Source organism: Pseudarthrobacter sp. NPDC092424 (genome assembly GCF_044754925.1).
In the GTDB taxonomy this organism is placed as follows: domain Bacteria; phylum Actinomycetota; class Actinomycetes; order Actinomycetales; family Micrococcaceae; genus Arthrobacter.
Genome location: NZ_JBIVQC010000001.1, coordinates 299,422 through 318,500, shown reverse-complemented (window position 1 = coordinate 318,500; position 19,079 = coordinate 299,422). Strand labels below are relative to the sequence as shown.

Sequence of the window (19,079 nt, the reverse complement as noted above, 5' to 3'; positions counted from 1 at the left end):
TGGCCGGTATAGACACCCGTATATGCCGGGACTAGACTACCCGAACTCAGATTTTTCCTGCATGTCCGCGGGTCAGGACTGGAGCACCGACAGGACCGCCGCAGCCGCGCGACGGCCACAGGTAGCCAAAGAAGCGTTTTCCTCCACCCACCGCGACCGTGCTTCACGGCCCTGGTCCTCACCGGCAGCACTGCGCCCCAAAACCTTCGACATGGCTGCCGCGACACTGGAGGGATCATATTCCGCCGTCTCGCCCAGGCCGTTGTCCGCAACCACGGCGGCGCCTTCGCCGGACCCGGCGAATATCACAGGCGTCCCGCATCCTGCGGCGGCATAGATCTTCGTCGGCTTGGCAAAGTCATAGCCCTGCCCGGGTTTGATGCTGACCAGGGCGCCGACGGCGCCCCGGATCCGCGATGCTGCCTCAGCAGGAGGGACAACTCCGCCAAAATGAACCCGGCCCGGCGCAACCTTTGCGGCCAGTTCCTTGAGGCGGGATTCGTCCGAACCCTGCCCGAAGAAGTGGATGGCCGCCGTCGGATGTTCTTCCAGCACCTTCGGCAGCGCCCTGATGAAGATGTCGGCGCCCTGCCATTCAGACATGGTGCCGGTATAGACGAAGTAGGGTTCGTCCGTCCGCCAGACAGGGCCTGCAGGACCAAAAACGCCCGTATCTATGCCGTTTCCGATTAAGGCAACCCGCTCCGGCGGAACGCCGAACGCGGTCACTTTATCCGCCACCGCGTCAGAGATGGCCAGAACCTTGGCGGCCTTCCGCAGCGCAAGCCCCTCGGTCACCTTCATGACCTTCACGATCACCGGCGACACGTCCGTGGCGGCCAAAGCCTCCGTCCAGATGTCAGCGGCGTAGTAGACGAAGGGCCTGCGTCGAAGAACGGACGTCAGGGCGGCCACCACACCAGTGGTGGGCGGCGGTTCGGCCACCACCACGTCTGCACGCGAAAACAGCAGCCGGAAGAACACCGGTCCGTCGAAGCTGAGGTACTGCAGGTAACCTCGCACGTTTCCACCGGCGTCCCGGAGCACGGGCCAGCGTGACAGCCGGTAAGGGGCTGTGAACGCCGGTGATCCCTTCGGAGGCCTGGTGGTGAGAACGCAGACCTCCGACGAGCCTTCCGCAAGACCATCCACCAGCGCTTTGAGTCGGAATGAAGCAGCCCCGACTTCAGGGGTGAACAGCCGTGAGGCGACGATGACCGTGGCTGGCCGATTATTCGTCACGGGGTATTGAGGTCGACCATCTGGCGGCTCGTGGCCGACTGGAGCACAGCCTCCGCCACCCGGAGCGTGTCGAGGCCTTCCTGCATGGTGACGACGTCGTTCCGCAGTCCCAGGACCGCGTCCCGGAACGCTTCGTGCTCAGTCCGAAGAGGCTCGGGCTTCGCGATGGCAAGGCGGGTTACGTTACCTTCCGAAACTCCGCGGAAAGCCGCCATCGATTCCCATTCGGTGGCAACCGTGCCGTTCTCGAAGAACGTCAGGTCTGCAGTGATGGTATCGGCGACGAAGGCGCCCTTCTCACCGGTAGCAATCGTCAGGCGCTCCTTCATGGGCGACAGCCAGTTCACGAGGTGATTGGTGATAACGCCGTTTTCCAGGTGACCCGTCGCCGCGACCATGTCCTCGTGCGGGCGGCCGCTTCGGGTAGTGGTGTGGGCAAAGATCGACTGGAAGCGGCTTTGGGCAAGCCAGGCCGTGAGGTCGATATCGTGGGTGCCGAGATCCTTGACTACGCCCACGTCAGCGATGCGGGCCGGGAAAGGTCCCTGGCGCCGCGTTGCGATCTGGTACACCTCTCCCAGTTCTCCGGCCTCGATGCGCTTGCGCAGCGACTGCAGGGCAGGGTTGAAGCGTTCGATGTGGCCGACTGCTCCCACGAGGCCCTTGGCGGCGAAAGCGTCGACCATCCGCTGCCCGGCTTCGGCGGAGGAAGCAATGGGCTTCTCGACCAGAGTGTGCACCCCGGCCTCGGCAAGTGCCAGGCCCACTTCTTCGTGCAGGCCGGTGGGCACTGCCACCACGGCCATGTCGATGCCTGCGGCGATGAGTTCCTCCACGGAAGACAAGACGCCAAGCTGGCCGGCAACGCCGTGCGGATCACCGTAGGAGTCGGCAACGGCTACCAGGTCCACGCCATCAAGTTCCCGGATCACCCGGGCGTGGTGACGCCCCATCATGCCGAGTCCGATCAGGCCAACACGCAGATTTGCCATTAGGAGCCTGCCTTGGCGAGCTTGTTGACCGCCGTAACGATCCGTTCCAGGTCCGCTTGGCTCAGCGACGGGTGGACCGGCAGTGAAAGCACCTCTTTGGCAGCAGTTTCCGTATTGGGAAGGTCTTCGGTCCTGTTGAACGAAGGGAGGCGGTGGTTGGGTACCGGATAGTAGACACCCGTTCCGATATTGAATTCCTCCCGCAGGGCCTTAGCCAGCCCGTCACGGTCTTCAGTGACCCGGATCGTGTACTGGTGGTAGACGTGGGCGACGCCCTCCGCAACCTTCGGCGTGCCGACACCCTCGAGGTTTTCAGTCAGGAAGGCCGCGTTCTGTTGCCGCGTGCTGGTCCAGCCCATGACTTTCTTGAGCTGCACGCGTCCGATGGAGGCATGCAGGTCGGTCATGCGGGCATTGAAGCCGACGAGTTCATTTTCGTACTGCTTTTCCATGCCCTGGTTACGCAGGAGCCGAAGATTGCGCTCCACGGCGGAATCCGCCGTCGACACCATGCCGCCCTCACCTGAGGTCATGTTCTTGGTGGGGTAAAGGCTGAACATGGCAAACTTGCCGAACGTCCCGACCTTCCTGCCGTTCACGCTGGCACCGTGAGCCTGCGCGGCGTCCTCGTAAAGGTCGATCCCGCGTTCTTCGGCAAGCCGGGAAAAGCCCTCGACGTCGAACGGGTGACCGTAGAGGTGGACGGGCATGATGCCCTTGGTCTTGTCCGTGATGAGCTTGGCGACGTGGTCCACGTCCAGCGTGTAGTGGTCCAGCTCAATGTCGGCAAACACAGGCGTCGCCCCGGCGAGTGCCACCGAGTTGCCTGTTGCTGCGAAGGTGAACGAAGGAACGATGACTTCGTCTCCCGGGCCCACTCCGGCTGCGATCAGTCCGAGGTGGAGTCCCGAGGTGCCGGAGTTTACGGCGACGGAAGCGCGGCCGTCCAGGAGTACGTCGGAGAATTCCTTTTCGAACTCTGCCACCTGCTGGCCCTGGGCCAGCATGCCGGTGGCCAGGACGGCGTCGACTGCGGCCCGCTCGTCGTCGCCGATGATCGGCTTCGCGGCCGGGATAAAGTCGTAGCTCATGCGTTCTCCTCAGATTCTTTCAGGGAATTTCCGTCTTCAATGTATTTGGCGCCGGTAGCCGGGCATACCCAGAATGCGCCTTCCTGCCGCAGCGGCTCCCCTGCCTTACCGACCCATCCGAGCCGGCGGGCGGGAACGCCTGCCACCAGTGCGAAGGCGGGGACATCCTTCGTGACCACTGCGCCGGCGGCCACAGTTGCCCAGCGTCCCACCGTCAGCGGTGCCACACACACAGCCCGTGCCCCAATGGAGGCGCCGTCCTCGATGGTCACACCGACAGGAGTCCAGTCATGGGCGCTCTTCAACTCACCGTCGGGGCTGACCGACCGGGGGTAGGTGTCGTTGGTCAGAACCACCGCGGGACCGATGAAGACTCCCTTGCCGAGGCTCGCTGGCTCGTACACCAGTGCGTAGTTCTGGATCTTGGTGTTCTCGCCAATCTGCACCCCGGTTCCAACATAGGCGCCACGGCCTACGATGCAGTTGGCGCCAAGGGTGGCTCCTTCACGTACCTGGGCAAGGTGCCAGACTTTAGTGCCCTCGCCCAGTTCCGCCTGGTCTGAGACGTCAGCACTGGGTGCGATGGTGGTGGTCATAGTGGGTAATCCTCTCAAAGATTTCCAGCGCGGGCAGCGCAGCAGCGCGGGGCTAAGCCTTGCCGATGACGCGGTAAGTTACGCCGTCCCAGCGGTCCGGCGAGCTTACCCGCCGGCCATCGATGAAGGCCTTGACACCCGGCAGGTCAGCCGGCGCCAGCTCCCGGTACTCGGCGTGGTCAGCCTGGACGACGGCAGCGTCCACAGGCTCACCGAGGTGGTACGCAGCGAAGCCGAGCTTGTCGAGCTCTGCGTCCGAGTACAGCGGGTCGTGCACGGAGACCTGCGCACCGCGCTTTTCGAGCGCCGCCACGGCGTCGAACACGCCAGAGAATGCGGTTTCCTTGACTCCGCCGCGGTAGGCGGCGCCGAGCACCACGACGCGGGCGCCGGAAAGGTCACCGTAGGCGCCTTCGAGCAGCCCGATGGAGTAGTCCGGCATGTCAGCGTTGGCTGCGCGCGCGGCCCGCACCACGGTGGCCTCCGGATCATTCCAGAGGTAAAGCCGCGGATACACCGGAATGCAGTGGCCGCCCACGGCAATGCCGGGCTGGTGGATGTGGCTGTAGGGCTGGGAGTTGGAGGCCTCGATCACCTGGTAGATGTCGATGCCGGCAGTGGCGGCGAACCGCGCAAACTGGTTGGCCAGGCCGATGTTGACGTCGCGGTAGGTGGTCTCGGCCAGCTTGGCCAGCTCCGAAGCTTCGGCGGAACCCAGGTCCCAGACACCATTGGCGCGCTTGAGGTCCGGGCGGTCGTCAAAGTCCAAAACCGACTCATAGAACTCGACGGCGCGTGCGGCACCCTCTTCGGACAGACCGCCTACCAGCTTGGGGTACTTGCGCAGGTCCTCGAACACCCGTCCGGTAAGGACGCGTTCCGGTGAGAAGACCAGGTGGAAATCTTTCCCTTCCGTCAGGCCGGAGCCCGCTTCCAGCGCAGGCTTCCAACGTGTGCGGGTGGTTCCGACGGGGAGGGTCGTCTCATAGGACACGAGGGTCCCGGGCGTGAGGTGCCTGGCAAGTTCGGCGGTGGCGCCGTCCATCCAGCCGAAGTCCGGCCTGGCTTCGGAGTCAACGAACAGGGGAACCACGAGGACCACTGCATCCGCACCGGGGACGGCCTCTGCATAGTCAGTCGTGGCGCGCAGCTTTCCGGCCGGGACCAGTTCCGACAGCCTTTCCTGCAGGAAGGCTTCTCCGGGGAACGGCTCGGTTCCGGCGTTGATAAGGTCGACGACCTGTTGGTTCACGTCGACACCCACGACGTCGTGTCCCTTGGAAGCGAACTGAACGGCCAGCGGCAATCCGATTTTCCCCAGCGCAATTACAGCGATCTTCACGGTTCTGATGCCTTTTCTCTCATGACAGGCAGGGAACAGCCATAAGGCCGCCCCACACGGTTTCGCTTAACACTATCCGCTGTCTGGAGTAAACACCGATTCGAAAGCCGCATTCCGTCCACGTCCCTCCGCAGCCGTACGCCGCCCGGCAGTTTTCCACATAGCCAACTTCGCTGTGGCCCGCGTCTGCCGCCCTGAATAGCGTGGGCACCACAGCATGAAAGGAGGCCTGTCCATGACGTTGCACTGCACTCTGGCACGCGGGCCGCATTCCCGCTTCACCGGACCGCCCTGCGAGTTGGTGCTGAACGCGCCTGAAGGCACCCCGGGGCGGGCGATTCAGGTGGAAATGACGGCCGGCTTAGGAACCGGCATCATCACGGTCGCAGGCCGGGAGCTGGACAGCCTGGTTCTTGGGGAACCTCCCCTGGTAAACGGCGCGGTAATGATCGACGGCGGCGAGCGCCTCCGGAAGCATTCCCCGCCCCGCGCATCAACGGGGGATGCCCCTGCCGGGCTGGCATTGGCGGTGCACACCGGACCCGCGGCCGGCACCATCGTGGCTCTGGAACGGGGGAGCTACACGCTCGGGCGGAACGGGGCGAGGATCCTTGTCCAGGATCCCGAGCTGTCCAGGCTGCATGCCCGCCTGGATGTGCGCGATTCGCACATATCGATTACGGACCTGGACAGCGCCAACGGCACATATGTCGACGGACAAAGAGTCAGAAGAGCCATCGTCTCCACGAGTTCCTCCATCCGCTGCGGCAACACGGGCCTCGCACTGGTCTTCGAGGACGTCCCCGGGAAGGCGCTGGACTTGGCGGGCTCATCCGTCCGGATACCCATCGTTGTCCGCGGCCACTCCGAACCCGCCAACCGTCTGGTGCTTCTCCTTACGGCAACACTTCCACTGGTCCTTGGGATCGTCCTGGCGCTGGCTACCGGCATGTGGATGTTCCTTGCCTTCGCAGCAGCCTCTGCCGGGTCTCTTTTGGTCCCTCTGTTCACGGGCCGCAGGGAGCGAAGAAAGGCGGACGGCGCAATCAGGTCATCAGTAGCCCGGGACCGGGAACGGCGGCAGAGCGCTGGGCCCTCCCTCGCTTTACTGATGCTCACGGCGGGCCAGGCCGCGCAGGCTCCGGACCGCCCGGAAGCGCCGGAAGGGCCTGATGAGGGGGATCACGAGGGCCTCTGGCTTCGGCTTGGCGAGGCTTGCCAGCCCGCCAACGTGCAACTGGAGCCCCCGGGGGCTGCCGTGCCTTCCGTCGGCACTGTCCCCGTCCTCCTTGATCCCCGGCTGCGGCGCACGGTGTTTCATGGACCGCGCGCTGTCAGGGACGGAATGCTCAGAGCACTGCTCATGCAGGCGACCGGCTACCCGCTGGGCCGCGGGACGCCTGTCGTCATCCATGGCGCAGCAGCCCGGCTTCCGCTCCCTGCCAGGTACCTGCCGCTGACCACCCTTACCGCCTCTGCATCCTCATGCCGGGCTGCACTTGCCCAGTGTTCAGGGCGAACAGCACCAACGCCCGGGATCCTGGTCCTGACGGGAAGTTCGCAGGTTCCGGGCATCGAGAACGTCCTCGCCGAGGCGGCCGTGGAACGTGGATGGCGGGTGCTGCAATTCGTGCCGGCCGAGGTGCCTGTTACTAAATGCGATGTGGTGCTGGCCGAGCAGGAATCCATCCTGCGGGAGCGGCACGCCTCCGTACCGTTCGTCCCGGACCTCGCACCAGCCGCAGTCTTCGACACCTTCTGCCGCCGGCTGGCAGCCCGGGAGAGGGCACCCAGAGGCAGCGTGCCGGGCATTCCGGCGTCCTGCCGCCTCCACGAACTCCTACCGCTGGACCCGGACCGGACCGCCTTCCGCTGGCAGGCCGCTTCCACATCACCGGGCCTGCCCATACCGCTGGGCATGGGACCATCGGCGCCCCAGCTCCTGGACCTCCAGTCCGACGGCCCCCACCTCCTCGTCGCGGGTACCACCGGTTCCGGCAAGTCCGAACTCCTCCGCAGCCTCGTTGCCGCACTGGCGCTCTGCTATCCACCGGACCGGGTCAATTTCCTTTTCATCGATTTCAAGGGCGGATCCGGGCTCGGTCCATTGGCCGGGCTGGTCCACTGCACCGGCATGCTGACCGACCTGTCCAGCCACGGGCTGGACCGGACCCTCGTTTCGCTCCGTGCAGAAGTCAGCTTCCGCGAGCGGGTGCTTTCGGCTGCCGGGGTCCCGGATTTGGCCTCGCTGAGGACTTCCCCGCCGCCGGACGGAACCCCGCTCCCCCATCTGGTGATCGTTATCGACGAATTCCGCATGCTGGTGGACGACCATCCCGAAGTCCTGCGTGAACTGATGCGGATAGCCTCGATCGGCCGGTCCCTGGGGATCCATCTGGTCATGGCCACACAACGGCCCCAAGGCGCATTGACCGCGGATATCCGCGCCAACGTCACCTCCAGCATCGCACTGCGCGTTCAGTCGGAGATGGAGTCGATGGACATCATCAACCACCGGGCAGCAGCCGCCATCAGCATAGAGCGCCCGGGCCGGGCCTTCCTGGCGCGTGGCACCGAGGGCCCACGGGAGTTTCAGGCAGCATCGGTTCAACCGGAGCGTGCGACGGCGGCGGGGGCGGTCCGCGTCCAGCTTGCCGTGGAGTACCTCTCGTGCCAGCCCACGGGCGCTGGAGCCTCGGGCGCGCCCGCGCAAACCCCTGCGCAGGCTGCGGAACCCCTCCTCGCCATGGTCCATGACCTGTGGGACGCGGCGGGTGGTCCGGCCCCCAGACGGCCGGTGGCGGAGCCCTTGCCGCACCACCTGCCCGAATTGGCGCCGGAAGATGAGGCCAACGCGTCTGGCTGGCGCATGGCGCTGGGCCTGATCGATCTTCCCATGCAGCAAAGTGTCGAGGTGTTCCGATGGGATCCCGGACGGGACGGCCATCTTGCCCTGATCGGTGCCCCGGCATCGGGAGCGGGCGAGGTTTTGGAGTCCATGTCGCGGAGGCTGCTGTGCCACGCGGTGGAATCACACGCCTATGTGCTTGATGCAGGCTGCGGACTGCTGCCTCTCGCCGGGTGCACGAGGACTGGCGCGTACGCAGGACTGCATGAACTAAGGCGTGCGGTCCGCGTCCTTGAACGGCTCGCCGAAGAACTCACGGTCCGGCTCAGCAGAAGCGATACAGCCCGGACACCGATTCTCGTGGTGATCGCAGGGTGGGGCTCTTGGGCTTCCGCCTTCCGCGCGGGACCGTATTCCTGGGCGGAAGACCTGGTGCATGATCTGGTCCGCGACGGGCATGCCGCCGGCATCTTCCTTCTCCTCGCGGGTGACCGTGAACTGGTCACCGCCAGGTTCACGGCTGCTGTACCCAACCGGATGTATTTCCCCGCCGGTTCCACGGAAGAGAGCCGGCTCGCCTGGCCTCGACTGCCCGCCACTGAAGCGGTCAAGGGACGTGCGGTGGCGGTGGGCCCGATCGTCGGTGCGGCGCCGTCCGTCTGCCAGCTCTACTCCGGTGAACGGACGGAAGACTCTGCCGGAAGCAGGATCCCGCGCCCTTCGGGGCTGGCCAGCGTGCCCGCGCCTGCCTGTCCTCCTTTCCGCGTCGAGCCGCTGCCGGTCGTCGTCGCAGCGGAAGATTTACGGGCGGTGCACCAGGCCAGGAATCACCGCCCGGCTGAAGCACCGGGAATACTTCTCGGTGTCGGCGGCGATGAGCTGTCCCCCGTATCGATCCGGCTGACGGCTGGCAGTGTTTTCGCGGTCCTCGGCGGACCGTCAGCCGGAAAGAGCAATCTCCTCCGCGCCGTCGAGGAGCTCAACCCGGGCCCAGGACGGTGGTTGCTCCCGGACCCGGGGCCGGGCGGGTCAGAAGACCCGGCCGCGTACTGGAAGCGGTGCCTCGAAGCAGCCCGTGCCGGAGAGCTGAGCAAGCAGGCGGTTCTCCTGGTTGACGATGCCGACCGGCTGGCACCCCGTGCGATACGGGATGTGGCAGACCTTCATGGGCTGGGCCATGGGGTCGTGTTCACTGCCTCAGCAGGGCCGCTGCTCAGCCAGCGGATGCCGCTGGCCATGGAGGCGCGGTCCTCGGGGGCAGGACTCCTGCTGTGCCCGAGGTCGCAGTCGGACGGTGACCTTTACGGCATTCGCTTCGACATCGAACCCCACCCTCCCCCGGGGCGTGCAGTCCTTATTGACTCCGGCCGCAGCCGCGCCCTTCAGGTGGCTTTGGCGAGTTACAGCGCCGGCGTGCCGCCGCCGGTCCGCGACGCGTAGCCGATCACCCGTGGGTGGAAGAGAAGCACCAGCGCCAGGACGGCGGGCACCACCATGGCCGCTCCTGCGGGGATAAGTCCTCCGGTCAGCGTTGGGAAACCTATCGTCAGAACAAACAGCTGGGCCACCAGCGCCGCCGCGCGCGTCCATCGGTAGCCCCGGAAATGGAAAATGGCTACGGCAAACAGCCAGGCGGCAGAGGCCAGCAGGAGGCCCAACGTGAACACCGCACCCCAGAAAGACAACACGGGGCTTCCGCTGAGCAGGTTGTAGCCATACCAGGCTGCCGCCCCAAGGAGCGCCGTTGCTTCGGCGCCCACGATGGCCGCAATAATGGTGACGCCCCCGGGCCTGCCGCGCGCCGGAACCTCGTCATCCGGACTGTGGCCGGGGACGCGGTCTGGGGAAGGATCGGCAGGCTCTGCGGGGGGTCTTGACACACTGGCACCCTACCGGACATAGTCGGGTACTGGTGAGGGCCAGCGCCGGCGGTGTGATGTATCGCTCAGAATTACGGGGATTTCGAGGGTTATTACCCCTTGTTTACACAGCGTTAACATGACAGGCTTGATTCAGATGACCAAGGGGGCCCCGCAGGGCCCTTTTCCTTTGTAGCCACTAGTGAATAATTTCACAAAGAGCACTTCCCAGAAATGGAGCAACTGATCAGCATGGATTGGCGTAATCGCGCGGCGTGCCTCGATAAGGACCCGGAACTGTTTTTCCCTGTGGGAAATACGGGCCCAGCCCTCCTGCAGATCGAAGAGGCCAAGAGCGTGTGCCGGCGTTGCCCCGTGGTGGACACCTGCCTCCAGTGGGCCCTTGAGTCCGGCCAGGATGCCGGCGTCTGGGGCGGGATGAGCGAGGACGAGCGCCGAGCCCTTAAGCGACGCGCGGCCCGTGCCCGCCGCGCGTCCTAGCACCGGTAAATGCGCCAAACCCGCCCGGCGCACACGACTTAAATAGCGAAAGCCTCGCACTCCCCGAAGGGATTGCGAGGCTTTCTGTATCCGACCTTAAACGTGATTCGTGGATTACTTTCCGGCCAGGCTCAGCCTGATCTGCACGGCCGTTCCGCCACCCTCGCGGGGCCGCCACTGAATCGTGCCGCCCAGCTCACTGGTCACCAGAGTGCGCACAATCTGCAGGCCCAGTCCCTCAACGTGCGGGGTGTCAGGGAGTCCGACGCCGTCGTCGGCGATAGTCACGGTCAATTCCTCGCCTTCCTCGCCCTCGGAGCGGTCCGCAAGCAGCCATACGGTTCCAGCCCGGCCCTCCAGTCCATGCTCCACTGCATTGGTGACCAGCTCGTTGATGACCAATGCCAGCGGGGTGGCGAAGTCGCTGGGCAGCTCGCCGAACTTGCCTGAACGTTCGGTCCGTACTTGCTGTGACGGTGACGCCACCTCGGCAGACAGCCGGAACTGCCGGCCGATCAGCTCATCGAAGTCAACACTTTGGGCCAGCCCTTGCGACAGGGTTTCGTGGACCAGGGCGATAGTGGCCACGCGGCGCATGGCCTGCTCCAGGCCTTGCTTGGCTTCTTCGCTGACCATGCGGCGGGACTGCATGCGCAGCAACGCCGCGACCGTCTGGAGGTTGTTCTTGACCCGGTGGTGGATCTCCCGGATCGTTGCGTCCTTGGTGACCAGCTCCATCTCGCGGCGCCGCAGCTCGGACACGTCGCGGCACAGCACCAGGGCGCCGAAGCGCTGCTGCTCATCCCGCAACGGAATGGCACGCAGTGAAAGGCTGACCCCCCGTGACTCGATTTCGCTGCGCCACGGCATCCGGCCCGTCACCACGAGGGGAAGCGTTTCATCCACCATGCGCCGGTCCTTCAAAAGACCTGCGGTGACCTCCGCCAGGGAGCGGCCCTCGAGCGACTCTCCGTCGCCCAACCGACGGAACGCGGAGACGCCGTTCGGGCTTGCGTACTGGACGATGCCTTCGGCATCCAGCCGAATCAGCCCATCACCCACCCGGGGAGCACCACGGCGTGAACCGGTGGGAGAGGCAAAGTCCGGCCAAAGCCCCAGCGTGCCCATGCGAAGCAGGTCATAGGCACACTGCCGGTAGGTCAGCTCCAGCCGCGAGGGCATGCGCGAACTGGAGAGATCCATGTGGGTGGTCACCACCGCCAGGGTCCGCCCGTTCCGGACCATCGGCACGGCTTCAACGCGGAGCGCCATGTCGCTGCTCCAGTTGGTTTCGCTGGAGCGCTCAATGACCTTGCTCTCCCACGCCTTGTCCACGAGCGGCTTCAGGTCCGACCTGATCCCTTCACCAACGAAGTCCCCGTGGAACACGGTATGCGTGGTCGAGGGCCGGACGTGTGCCAGGGCCACGTAGCCGAAGTCCGGATGCGGAAACCACAGCGCGAGGTCGGCAAACGCCAGGTCCGCAACCATCTGCCAGTCCCCCACCAGCAGGTGCAGCCACTCGGCATCGCCGGGCCCGAAATCAGCGTGTTCCCTGATGGGGTCCGTAAAGATTGCCACTGCACCTCCAGTTGCGACGCCGGACTGGCTAGCGTCGGACGATTGACCTCAAGAGCCTCAATGCTACCGACAGCGACGCCATATCGTCCGCTTCAAGCGAGTTGACCTCGTCAAACATCGTCTTGGCACGGCCCAGCTGCTCTGCATTTTGGGCTTCCCAGTCCTGGAGCCGCACGTCCGGCGGGTCGGCCGGCCCGGTGGCGTCCAGCACCGCCGTCGTCATGTCCGAGATGGTGGAGTACAGGTCATCACGCAGCGCGGCCCGGGCAAGCGCCTGCCAACGGTCCTGCCGCGGCAGGCTGCTGATCCGCTCCAGCAGCGAATCAACGTGGAACCGGTTGAAGACGGTGTAGTAGACGGCGGCGATTTCCTCCACCGGCTCCTTACGGGCACGGGCGATCTTGGCGATGTCCAGAAGCACGTAGCTTTCAAACAATTCCGCCCAGCGGTAAGCGAGGTCTTCGGGAAGCTCCCACTCGCGTGCTTTCTCCAGCCAGCCGGCAACACGCTCACGGTCATCGCCCTTGAGGTAGTCCAGCAGCCGGGCGCGCATCGGATCCATGAGCGGCTTGAACTCGTCCACCACCTCGGCGATGGGACGTGAGGCGCCCCCCTGGCCCAGGAGCCAGCGGACTGCGCGGTCCAGGAGCCGCCTGATGTCAAGGTGGACGGCACTCCAGTGTTCCGTGGGGAAGGACGCCGGAAGGCCGTTGAGCTCCGCCACCATGATGTCCAGCTCGTAGACCTCGCGGAGTGCCACGAACGCCTTGGCCACAGCCACCTCGCTGGCGGACGTTTCCTCCATGACCCGGAAGGCAAAGGTGATGCCGCCGAGGTTGATCATGTCGTTGGCCACGACGGTGGCGATGATCTCGCGGCGCAGCGGATGGGTATCCAGTTCGGCATCGAACCGTTCGCGCAGCTGGTGCGGGAAGTAGCCGCGCAGCGTCTGCCGGAACCAGGGATCATCCGCCAGGTCGCTGTTCCGCAGTGCGGTGGCGAGCTCGATCTTCGCATAGGCGGCCAGCACCGAGAGCTCAGGCGAGGTCAGCCCCTGCCCCTGATGCAGTCTTTCCCGCAGCTCTTCGGTGCTCGGCAGAGCTTCCAGGTCACGCTTTAGCCCGGCCGTCTTGTCCAGCCAGTCCATGAGCCGCTCGTAGCTGGGGCTCCACTCTGCAACGCGGGTCCGGTCATTGAGCAGCAGGATGTTCTGGTCGATGTTGTCCTCGAGCACCAGGCGGGCCACTTCATCGGTCATGGACGCCAGGAACCCAGGGCGCTCATCGGCGGAAAGCCTGCCCGCGGCGACCATCCGGTCAACGAAAATCTTGATGTTGACCTCGTGGTCAGAGCAGTCCACTCCGGCCGAGTTATCGATGGCGTCCGTGTTGAGGATGACTCCCTGGAGGGCAGCCTCGATGCGCCCGCGCTGGGTGAGGCCCAGGTTTCCGCCTTCGCCGACCACTTTGACCCGCAGGTCCTTGCCGTCCACGCGAATGGCGTCGTTGGCCTTGTCGCCTACGGACGCGTGGCTTTCGGTGCTGGCCTTGATGTAGGTGCCGATGCCGCCGTTGTAAAGCAGGTCCGCCGGTGCCAGCAGGATGGCACGGAGGAGTTCCGGCGGGCTCATCTCCTTTGTCCCCGCGGGCAGCCCCAACGCGGCGCACACCTCCGGCGAAACCGGAACGGATTTGGACTGGCGGGAGAAGACTCCCCCTCCCTCGCTGATCAGGGTCTTGTTGTAATCGTCCCAGGAAGAGCGCGGCAGCTCGAAAAGCCGTTGCCGCTCGGCGAATGAGGCTTCCTCGTCCGGCGACGGGTCCAGGAAGATATGGCGGTGGTCGAATGCCGCGAGCAGGCGGATGTGGCGGGACAGCAGCATGCCGTTGCCAAAAACGTCACCGGACATATCCCCCACGCCCACCACCGTGAACGGTTGGGTCTGCGTGTCCAGGTCCAGTTCGCTGAAGTGCCGCTTGACCGATTCCCAGGCGCCGCGTGCGGTGATGCCCATTGCTTTGTGGTCGTAACCCACCGACCCGCCCGATGCAAAGGCGTCGCCGAGCCAGAAGCCGTATTCGGCGGCGAGCCCGTTGGCGATGTCGGAGAAGGTTGCCGTCCCCTTGTCCGCGGCCACCACCAGGTAGGAATCGTCGTCGTCATGGCGCACAACGTTCGACGGCGGCACGAGCCTTTCGCTGCCGCCTTCCGTGAGCAGGTTGTCGGTGATGTCCAGCAGCCCGCGGATGAACGTCTTGTAGCTTTCCACGCCCTCCGCCATCCAGGCGGCACGGTCAACGGTGGGGTCCGGCAGCCGCTTGGCGAAGAATCCGCCCTTGGCGCCGGTGGGAACGATTACGGCGTTCTTTACGGTCTGCGCCTTGACCAGGCCCAGGACCTCGGTGCGGAAATCCTCACGCCGGTCGGACCAGCGCAGGCCGCCGCGGGCCACCTTGCCGAAGCGGAGGTGCGCACCCTCCACGCGCGGGGAGTAGACCCAGATCTCAAACATCGGCCGCGGGAAGGGCAGGCCCTCGATCCGGGCCGGATCGAGCTTGAAGCTCAGGTGCGGCTTGTCCTGGTAGAAGTTGGTCCGCAGGGTGGATTCGATGAGGTTGACGAAGGTGCGGAGGACCCGGTCTGCGTCGAGCGTGGGAACCTTCTCGATGGCGGCTGTGAGGCCGGCGCGTACCTCATCTTGTGCGTGCGCCCGTTGTTCGGCATCAAGAGCCGGGTCGAACCGGGCTGCGAACAGCGCGGTCAGACCCTTGGTCACCTCGGGGTTGGCCAGAAGGGTGTCGGCCATGAACCCGAACGAGTTGGTGTTGCCCATCTGCCGCATGTACCGGGCATATGCGCGCAGCATGGTGATCTGCCGCCACTGCAGCCCTTCCCGCAGCGCCAGCCGGTCGAAGCTGTCCGATTCCGCAGCGCCGGTGACCGCGGCGCCGAACGAATCGGCAAGCAGCGGCCCGGTGGTCACCGGATCCACCCCGGCCGGATACTTCAGACCGAGGTCGTAGAGGAAGAAGTCCCGGCCGTCCGCCGTCTCAATTTCGAATGGACGCTCATCCAGCACCTCGAGGCCGAGGTTGTGGAAGAAAGGAAGGATCTGGCTCAGGCTCTTGGGTTCGAGCATGTACAGCTTGACGCGCGCATCCTCTTCCAGGGTGGCGCCGGCACCTTCGGGCAGGTAAACATGCAGGCCGGGCCGGTCCTGCCGTGCGCCCTCGATCCGTTCGGCCGCCGCGCCGTGTTCTTCGAACCGCGCGATGTCCTCCAGGGCGTCTTCCACTTCGTAGTCCACCCGGTAGCTTGCCGGGAATGCCTCGGACCAGATGGCGGCGAGTTCCTTGGCGTTGGGAATGTCCGTACGCTGACGCAGGACTTCGGCGATGCCTTCGCTCCACGACCGTGCCGCCAGGACCAGCCGCGCTTCCAGTTCATCCGTATTAACGTGGCTGAAGTCCGCGTTCTTGGGCAGGCGGATGCGGAAGAACAGGCGGGCCAGCGCCGACTCTGTCATCCGTGCTTCATAGTCGATGGATACCGCCTGGAACGTCTCGCGCAGTTCCTGCTCGATCCGGAGCCGGACGTTGGTGGTGTACCGGTCGCGCGGCAGGTACACCAGCGCGGACATGAAGCGGCCGTAGATGTCCGGCCGGAGGAACAGCCGGGTGCGGCGGCGTTCCTGGAGCTTCTGGATGCCCAGGGCCGTGGCGGCCAGATCCGGAATCTCGATCTGGAACAGCTCATCGCGCGGGTAGGTCTCCAGGATGCCCAGGAGGTCCTTTCCGGAGTGGGAGTCCGGCGGGAAGCCCGCGCTGCGGAGGACGGCGTCAACCTTATCCCGGACAATGGGGATTTCCCGGACGGACCCGGTGTAGGCGCTGGTGGCGAACAGGCCGATGAACCGGCGCTCGCCGTTGACGTTTCCGGCCTGGTCGAAGCTTTTCACCCCGATGTAGTCAAGGTAGGCAGAGCGGTGCACCGTGGAGCGGGAGTTCGCCTTGGTGATGACCAGGGCGCGCTTTTCGCGCGCCTTCTTCCGGCCGGTGTCGGTGAGGTGCTGGATATGCGGCGACTCGGTAGAGGGCCGCAGCAGCCCCAGGCCGCTTTCCTCCCGCAACTCCAGGACGTCTTCGCCGTCCACGTTGACCAGATCGTATTCGCGGTAGCCGAGGAAAGTGAAGTTTCCGTCGTCCAGCCAGCGCAGCAGGTCCTGGGCCTGGCGCAGTTCGGCAATCTGCGCGGGGTGGGCAACCTTCTCCAGGCTCTCGGCGATGGAGAGAGCCTTGTGGCGCATCTTGGGCCAGTCCTCCACGGCGGCGCGGACGTCCTCGAGCACGCTCTTGAGGCCTTCCCGGAGGGATTCCTTGGCTTCGTCGGACACCCGGCTGATTTCGACGGCGATCCACGACTCCATGTGCGACGCATCCTCGCCCTGGGCAATGAGGTGCGAGATATTCGGCATGGCGGCAGTGTCGCCACTGGAGGTACCAAGGTGGGCCGGGACACGGCTCACCTCGACCAGCGCACCTGTGGCCCGGTTGCGGCTGGCGACAATGAGGGGGTGGACCACCAGACGGATCGCTGCATGCTGGCGGACGAGTTCGGCGTTGACGGAGTCAACCAGGAAGGGCATGTCGTCCGTCACGACGTAGACGATGCTGCTGTCTTCCTCGTCCACGATGGAGATTTTTTCCTGGCCGGGCATGCGCTCCGCGGCGACGGCCCGGTGATTCTCGGCCCGGTTGACCAGCACTTCCCGCGGGTAGCTTCGTGCGTCTTCTTCAGCGAGATGCTGGTAGTAGTCTCCGATAAACCCTCCCTGGTCTGCCGGGGACAAGGGCTGATCCTCCACGCTGGATCCAGACGACATCGACAAACGCCTCCATATGAGATACCCGCTGCACCGTCGCAGCTCATAGGTCGAGCCTAGTCCTTTGCCCTCCGGCCTGCTGTGGAAGAAAATACAGAGGATTTGCGGTTCTGCTGGGCAGGTGCACAAACCAAATTCCGGATGGCGTGGCGCAGGTCTGATTCCGGGGCGCACTCCAGCAAAAGCGATCCCCCGAGCAGGGCGGCATCGGCCGCCTGGCCGTCGAAAGGGAGGAACGCGTGAATGGCGGATTCCGGCCCGTAGCGCTGCCAGGCATCCCGCAGCTGCCGTTCCGGCCCCCGGCCCACGGCAGACGCACGCACTTTGTTCAAGACCACCACCGGAGAGGCCTGCGGGACGGCCGCTTCCAGCTCTGCCAGTCCGCGGACCAGACGCGGAACACCCACCGGGTCGGCAGCACCCACAGCGAACACGGTGTCAGCGAGTTCCAGCGAGCGGAGGGTGGCAGCATTCCTGCGCGGAGCCATGGTATCGAAACTGAGTTCCTCATCCGCTTCAAGGCAGAACCCGGCGTCCACCACCACGACGTCGGCCAGTTGGCGGGCGCGCTCCAGAACCTTGGCCAGCGCAGGTGCCCGCAGCTCGGTCCACCGGTCTGCCCGGGTGATGCCCGTCAGGACCCGGAACGTGCCCTGCGCTGTGGCGACGGATGCTGCAACCCTGGCGAGCGCTGCCGCGTCGAGAACCCCTTGGTCCGCCAGGCGGCAGGCCTGGGCCAGCCCGGCGGATTCGTCCAGCAGGCCAAGCACCGCAGCAACGCTGGCACCGTAACTGTCGGCGTCGACCAGGATGACGTCTTTGCCATCGGCAGCCAGCTCCCCGGCAACGTTAACCGCCAGCGTGGTGCGGCCCGGGCTTCCGGCGGGACCCCACAGGGCAATGATCCGTCCCGGACCAGGATCGTCCGGCCCCTCCCCCGGACCAGCAGGGACTGCCGTCAATAATGCCGCGGTATCCGCCATCGAACTGCGGGAAGCATGCCCCTGGCCGGTCAGGTGCTCCACGGCCTCCGCGATGCGGTCTGACAGTTCTGCCGGTTCCACGCCGGTCAGGGCCGATGCTACGCCGATGCCCAGGAGCCGCGCGGCTTCGTCCGGGCTGTCCGTCAGGGCGATGACCGCGACTCCAACGGCTCCCAGCCGGTCAACGAGCGACGCCGTCAGCCCCGCCGTCCCCTCGGCCACCACCGCCGCCCTGGCCAGGCCGCTCTGGCATGCGGCCAGAAGCTCGGGAAGTTCTGAACAGCGCCGGACCACCGTCACAGGGCCATGGAGGCGTTCCAATCCGCCCACCAGGTCCCGGTCCTGGCCCACGGTGACGACCGGAATGCTCACCGTGCACCACCGCCAGGATTCCACACCACGGAGATCCTGGCATCGTTGGCCTGCGCGCCGAGGAGCGCAGGCATCCTACTGTCCTCTACCAGGACCATAATCACGGTGGTCTTTGATGAACCGAGGGCCGTCGCACCCTCCGCCACCTCTGCGATTTCGGCGCCTGGGAGCAGAAGCGTAGGTTCGCTGAAGCCGTTCCGGGCATCGGGCTGCGCCACCCATACATCGACGCGGGCTCCCGCCACGGCCTGGGCGGGCAGTGCCTCGGAAACAGTCAGCGCCACAGGCTTCCGGTCCAGTGCATCGACAGTGCCAAGGCTTGTCCGCGGCACCAACTGCTCCTTGCCGATGCGCTGGATAGCCACGGCATCTTCCGGCAGGCCGGATGCCGCCGTGATGTAGTGCTGTTCAACATCCCCCAGCCGCACTTTGGTGCGGACCACGTTCTCCGGGGTCAACCGCTCCCCCACGGCGATGCCGTTCCTGGCGGCGAACACCTCAGTGGTGCGGTCCGCTGCGGCTAGCAGGGAAATCACGCCGGCCACGCTGGCGAGAACCAGCAGAATGCCTACGACCAGACGCGGATCCTTCCACGACGGCCGTTTCAGCCTGGACACAGTGACGGACGAATCAAGACCCATGACGTTCTTCCCCCTCCAATGCGCCGGCATGCCATCCTTCGCCGGCACCCTTATTGTTGCGGCAAGGACGAGAGAACAAAAGTCACGATGGAAAATATTGCCAATCTGTGGATAACACCAGCATCCAGGGTCTATTGATGGCAAAATGG

12 protein-coding genes are annotated in these 19,079 nt (G+C 65.3%); 2 read left to right on the top strand and 10 right to left on the bottom strand.

Annotated elements, in window-relative coordinates; all coding sequences use genetic code 11:
* Positions 1–72 precede the first annotated feature (72 nt).
* The 5 genes from ACIQCN_RS01510 to ACIQCN_RS01490 are packed head-to-tail and all read right to left on the bottom strand — an operon-like array spanning position 73 to position 5,263.
* Positions 73–1,242, bottom strand: a complete 1,170-nt coding sequence (locus ACIQCN_RS01510; RefSeq protein WP_400609036.1) for a glycosyltransferase family 4 protein — start codon at positions 1,240–1,242, stop codon at positions 73–75.
* Positions 1,239–2,234, bottom strand: coding sequence for a Gfo/Idh/MocA family oxidoreductase (locus ACIQCN_RS01505; RefSeq protein ID WP_400609033.1), 996 nt, complete (start codon positions 2,232–2,234; stop codon positions 1,239–1,241). Before ACIQCN_RS01505 ends, ACIQCN_RS01510 begins: the two co-directional genes overlap by 4 nt.
* Complete coding sequence (locus tag ACIQCN_RS01500; RefSeq protein ID WP_400609032.1) at positions 2,234–3,325, bottom strand: DegT/DnrJ/EryC1/StrS family aminotransferase; 1,092 nt, start codon at positions 3,323–3,325, stop codon at positions 2,234–2,236. Before ACIQCN_RS01500 ends, ACIQCN_RS01505 begins: the two co-directional genes overlap by 1 nt.
* The gene (locus tag ACIQCN_RS01495; RefSeq protein ID WP_400609030.1) at positions 3,322–3,921 is read right to left on the bottom strand and encodes an acyltransferase; all 600 of its coding nucleotides are present in this window, start codon (positions 3,919–3,921) and stop codon (positions 3,322–3,324) included. The genes ACIQCN_RS01500 and ACIQCN_RS01495 overlap by 4 nt, the downstream gene beginning before the upstream one ends.
* A 52-nt stretch (positions 3,922–3,973) precedes the next feature.
* Positions 3,974–5,263 carry a nucleotide sugar dehydrogenase gene (locus ACIQCN_RS01490; RefSeq protein WP_400609028.1) on the bottom strand — a complete coding sequence of 430 codons (1,290 nt, stop codon included), beginning with the start codon at positions 5,261–5,263 and terminating at the stop codon, positions 3,974–3,976.
* Between the two features lie 235 nt (positions 5,264–5,498).
* Between ACIQCN_RS01490 and ACIQCN_RS01485 the strand changes: the two genes are divergently transcribed.
* The gene (locus ACIQCN_RS01485) at positions 5,499–9,551 is read left to right on the top strand and encodes an FtsK/SpoIIIE domain-containing protein (RefSeq protein ID WP_400609026.1); all 4,053 of its coding nucleotides are present in this window, start codon (positions 5,499–5,501) and stop codon (positions 9,549–9,551) included.
* On the opposite strand, the gene ACIQCN_RS01480 is transcribed toward ACIQCN_RS01485, so the two are convergent.
* Positions 9,512–9,991 carry a hypothetical protein gene (locus ACIQCN_RS01480; protein WP_400609024.1) on the bottom strand — a complete coding sequence of 160 codons (480 nt, stop codon included), beginning with the start codon at positions 9,989–9,991 and terminating at the stop codon, positions 9,512–9,514. The genes ACIQCN_RS01485 and ACIQCN_RS01480 overlap by 40 nt on opposite strands.
* Positions 9,992–10,222: 231 nt before the next feature.
* Between ACIQCN_RS01480 and ACIQCN_RS01475 the strand changes: the two genes are divergently transcribed.
* Positions 10,223–10,471 carry a WhiB family transcriptional regulator gene (locus tag ACIQCN_RS01475; RefSeq protein ID WP_003804966.1) on the top strand — a complete coding sequence of 83 codons (249 nt, stop codon included), beginning with the start codon at positions 10,223–10,225 and terminating at the stop codon, positions 10,469–10,471.
* 114 nt (positions 10,472–10,585) lie between these two features.
* On the opposite strand, the gene ACIQCN_RS01470 is transcribed toward ACIQCN_RS01475, so the two are convergent.
* Genes ACIQCN_RS01470 through ACIQCN_RS01455 form a run of 4 tightly spaced genes read right to left on the bottom strand, consistent with a single transcriptional unit; the run spans position 10,586 to position 18,930 of the window.
* Positions 10,586–12,052, bottom strand: coding sequence for a sensor histidine kinase (locus tag ACIQCN_RS01470; RefSeq protein WP_400603225.1), 1,467 nt, complete (start codon positions 12,050–12,052; stop codon positions 10,586–10,588).
* 28 nt (positions 12,053–12,080) lie between these two features.
* Positions 12,081–16,934, bottom strand: a complete 4,854-nt coding sequence (locus ACIQCN_RS01465; protein WP_400609022.1) for an NAD-glutamate dehydrogenase — start codon at positions 16,932–16,934, stop codon at positions 12,081–12,083.
* A gap of 56 nt (positions 16,935–16,990) precedes the next feature.
* Positions 16,991–18,289 (bottom strand): CpaE family protein, encoded by a 1,299-nt coding sequence (locus ACIQCN_RS01460; RefSeq protein ID WP_400609020.1) that lies wholly within the window; start codon positions 18,287–18,289, stop codon positions 16,991–16,993.
* Positions 18,286–18,930 carry a hypothetical protein gene (locus ACIQCN_RS01455; protein WP_400604249.1) on the bottom strand — a complete coding sequence of 215 codons (645 nt, stop codon included), beginning with the start codon at positions 18,928–18,930 and terminating at the stop codon, positions 18,286–18,288. The genes ACIQCN_RS01460 and ACIQCN_RS01455 overlap by 4 nt, the downstream gene beginning before the upstream one ends.
* Between the last annotated feature and the right edge of the window lie 149 nt (positions 18,931–19,079).